5 protein-coding genes are annotated in these 3,345 nt (G+C 49.9%); 4 read left to right on the plus strand and 1 reads right to left on the minus strand.

Translation table 11 applies throughout. The features are described 5' to 3' along the window. The first annotated feature begins 175 nt into the window (after nucleotides 1-175). From ACK8P7_RS10815 to ACK8P7_RS10830, 4 genes are all read left to right on the plus strand, one after another. A complete protein-coding gene (locus tag ACK8P7_RS10815) occupies nucleotides 176-556 on the plus strand; it encodes an SdpI family protein (RefSeq protein WP_410044207.1) in 381 nt (126 codons plus the stop codon). 393 nt (nucleotides 557-949) lie between these two features. After that, complete coding sequence (locus ACK8P7_RS10820; protein ID WP_410044208.1) at nucleotides 950-1,123, plus strand: type II toxin-antitoxin system HicA family toxin; 174 nt, start codon at nucleotides 950-952, stop codon at nucleotides 1,121-1,123. A gap of 43 nt (nucleotides 1,124-1,166) precedes the next feature. Then, nucleotides 1,167-1,595, plus strand: a complete 429-nt coding sequence (locus tag ACK8P7_RS10825; RefSeq protein ID WP_410044209.1) for a type II toxin-antitoxin system HicB family antitoxin — start codon at nucleotides 1,167-1,169, stop codon at nucleotides 1,593-1,595. 78 nt (nucleotides 1,596-1,673) lie between these two features. Next, the gene (locus ACK8P7_RS10830) at nucleotides 1,674-2,246 is read left to right on the plus strand and encodes a DNA-3-methyladenine glycosylase I (RefSeq protein WP_410044210.1); all 573 of its coding nucleotides are present in this window, start codon (nucleotides 1,674-1,676) and stop codon (nucleotides 2,244-2,246) included. Between the two features lie 123 nt (nucleotides 2,247-2,369). Here the strand turns inward: ACK8P7_RS10830 and ACK8P7_RS10835 are convergent, their stop codons facing one another. Continuing rightward, entirely contained in the window at nucleotides 2,370-2,867 is a 498-nt protein-coding gene (locus tag ACK8P7_RS10835) for a QueT transporter family protein (protein WP_410044211.1), read from the minus strand. Nucleotides 2,868-3,345 lie beyond the last annotated feature (478 nt).

Consider the following 3,345-nt stretch of genomic DNA (forward strand, 5'->3'; position numbering starts at 1 on the left):
CGATAACCCATACGACATTCATGACGCAAAGTTGAGCAGTTCAGCGACAGCTCATGAGAGCAGCTCCGTGACAGCTCATGAAATCAGCAACAATAGAACTTGATGAGTAGGTGCTTTTCGGTGCTAGATCGGAGTGACCAATCCATGTCAGGCGAGTAGCAGGAGAAAATGAGAAATGTTTGATTATATGGAGATTTTTATAGTGAATCTGATCATTCCGGCGGTTATGCTTTTCGGTGGATATATGATGAAGACATGTCCGCCGAGGAATATTTCACGCTGGGTGGGGTTCCGGACGGCGCTCTCCATGAAAAACGCGGATACCTGGGCGTTTGCGCATGCGTGCTGCGGGCGGGTATGGTGGAAAGCCGGATGGATTTCACTGGCACTGTCCGTACTGGTGCAGCTGCCATTCGCGAAGGCCAGCGAGGAAACGCTCGAGACGCTTGCGCTGGTGATGGTGCTTGCGCAGTCCTTCATGCTGCTCGGAACAGTGGTGTACGTGCAGAGAGAACTAAAGTTGATGTTTGACGAGCGCGGGCGGAGACGGCAGTAGAGGAGCCTGCATTGGCATGTCATATAAGGAAAAAGCGCTGATCTGCGGGGTGGCAGGTCAGCGCTTTGTTGTAGTTTCTAATTAGATACAAAAAACGTACGGATCAATGTAACTGTTCAATAAAATCTTGCGACCTCATATCAGTGTGAAGGCTTTGAAAAACCTGGAGGTAAACCGCTCAATATAGTCCGTTTGTAGACTCTACGCATATTCTATTCCTCGTGTTAGAATGAGTTTATGTTCATTCGTGTCGATGATCGATATAAATCCCTTTATTAAAACAAGACATTTTTGTAAGCGGTCATTTTATGATTCGATATGGTTTCAGAAATGTGCGCCAGTCTGTCTTGAAAATACGCATAAAGGGCGTATAATTGTAGAAAGGAATAGTTGATGAAAAACAAAGAATTGATCAAGAAACTTGAACGGGCTGGATTCACGTTCAAAGAGCATGGTGGAAATCATGACAAGTATGTGAGAGGAAACGACGTCGAAGTCATTCCGAGGCATAAGGAAATCAATGAAAGACTGGCTCGTGCGATACTGAAAAAATGGGGACTTATGTGAGGCTCCTTGAATGCTGAGCTTTTAGATTATATGAGGTGATTATATGAATAGATTTCTGGCAAAAGCATATCCGGTTTTAATTAAGCAGGATGAGGATGATTTTCTGGTATATATTCCGGATTTTGATACATATACGGAAGGCAGCAGCCTTGCAGATGCGATCGAAATGGCACGTGATGCGATGGGAACGGCTGGAATGGAGTTTAAAACAGAGGATGAGCTGCCAGCGGTTTCCAGCTTCGAGGAAGCTCGAGCGAAAGCAAAGGAAGTTTCAGATGACGAGCTTGATTTTTCGGATGGACTCGTGACCTATGTGGACATCGATTTTGAGGCGTATCAGAATCGTATGAGAAATAAGTCGGTGAAAAAGAACTGTACGATTCCGTTCTGGTTAAATGAAAAGGCGGAGAGCATGGGCGTGAATTTTTCAAAGGTTCTGCAGGATGCACTTATACGTATCGTGGGCGTATAAGGCACGGGCGGAAAGGGCAGTAGAGGAGCCTGCATTGGCCTGATGGAGCAGCGGGCATCAGAGACAGGAGGTGTGCAGATGGACTGGGTCGATGGAAAGCAGCGGTGCTGCTGGGCGAATCCGAAAAATGAGCGGTACATCCGCTATCATGATGAAGAGTGGGGTGTGCCGGTCCATGATGATCATAAGCTGTTTGAGATGCTGGTTCTGGAGTGCTTTCAGGCGGGGCTGTCTTGGGAGTGTGTGCTGAATAAACGTGAGGCGTTTCGCGAAGCGTTCGATGGCTTCGACCTGGAGGCGGTTTGTGACTATGGCGAGGAGAAGATGACGTCACTAAGGAGTAACGCCGGGATCATTCGAAATCGTCTGAAGATACAGGCGGCGGTGACGAATGCGAGGACTTTTCGGGCGATACAGGAGGAGTACGGCAGCTTCGCGGAGTATCTCTGGCACTGGACGGATGGGCAGGTGGTGTATGAGAAAGGGCGGACGCAGTCGGAACTCTCGGACCGGATATCGATGGATCTGAAGAGGCGCGGCATGAAGTTTGTCGGGAGTACCGTGATCTATGCTTATCTGCAGGCGGTCGGCGTGATCTATGCGCATAATGCTGGATGTTTTTTGGAATGGGATGAAGAGAAAAAGCGCTGATCTGCGGGGTGGCAGTTCAGCGCTTTGTTTGTGTAGTGGTGAAGCCCGTGCTCTGGAAGAGACAAGTGTGTGTAGCTGTAGCGATCTCTTTCAGTGGGATGAGCATTGATCACAGGATGGTGATTACTTAAACAGTCGGTCGCGGTGCGGGAGCAGGGCGGCGATGAGGATGCTGCCGAAGAGGACGCAGCAGATGAGTTCGCCGGCGCCGACGGTCAGTGCCAGGAACCAGAGTGCGCCAGGGACCGCGTAGGCATAGCGGAGAACCAGCGGGATGATGATGCCGTTCGAGATGACCGGGCAGAGCGTGCAGAGAAAGCGATGCTTCCGGAGCGCATAGGTTCCGAGGGCACCGAGCAGGGTAGCGAGCGTGCCGAAGATGATGTCCGGCAGGGCACTTCCGGTCAGGATGTTCGCGAGGAGGCAGCCGATGGTGACGCCTGGAATCGCAGCCGGTGTGAAAAACGGGAGGATGGTCAGCACCTCGGAAAAGCGAACCTGGATGGCACCGCTTGCGAGATCGAAGCCTGCGGCGAGCGCGGTCAGTACGATGTAGAGTGCGGCGATCATAGCGGCCTGAACGATGGACAGAATGTTGCGTGAAGTTGTGTGATGATTCATGATGTGATCTCCTTTAGTTTTGTGCGAGTGGGAAGGATGTATCACGCCGGTGGCTGCGATGGCAGCGCATGAAGTCCGGAGCGACATAACACTCGTATTTAATTGTGCATGCGTTACGATAGCATGCGGAGGGGAAAAACGCAATATCCTGGTGCATGATTTCGGAGAATCAGGATCCTGGGTCGTGGGGCGAATCTGGTAGCGACGGTCAGCGTTTTTCTTTTACTATAGAAGATATAAGAATTCACTATGATTAAAATTTCTTTTATTCTTGTAATCTGCTTGATTTTGCTTAAAATATATGATATTTATCGCAGCATTGTCATCGGACGACGTACGTTTCGAGATGTGTGCAGGCTGCACCTTACGCCTGGGCTGCGCCCTGATCGGGTCGTCGGCATGCTGCGTAAATTTAATGGGGTCAGACCCCAATGTCGTCAACCCAACGTCAACTTAAGATTAGTTACCAGAAGGATGA

The sequence above is a fragment of the Oribacterium sp. P9 genome, assembly GCF_046365365.1.
Lineage (GTDB): Bacteria > Bacillota > Clostridia > Lachnospirales > Lachnospiraceae > Oribacterium.

What these genes read in the sequence shown, in the direction of transcription:
- ACK8P7_RS10820 (WP_410044208.1), top strand. Translation starts at nt 950, where the DNA reads ATGAAAAACAAAGAATTGATCAAGAAACTTGAACGGGCTGGATTCACG.
- ACK8P7_RS10825 (WP_410044209.1), top strand. Translation starts at nt 1,167, where the DNA reads ATGAATAGATTTCTGGCAAAAGCATATCCGGTTTTAATTAAGCAGGAT.
- ACK8P7_RS10815 (WP_410044207.1), top strand. Translation starts at nt 176, where the DNA reads ATGTTTGATTATATGGAGATTTTTATAGTGAATCTGATCATTCCGGCG.
- ACK8P7_RS10830 (WP_410044210.1), top strand. Translation starts at nt 1,674, where the DNA reads ATGGACTGGGTCGATGGAAAGCAGCGGTGCTGCTGGGCGAATCCGAAA.
- ACK8P7_RS10835 (WP_410044211.1), bottom strand. Translation starts at nt 2,867, where the DNA reads ATGAATCATCACACAACTTCACGCAACATTCTGTCCATCGTTCAGGCC.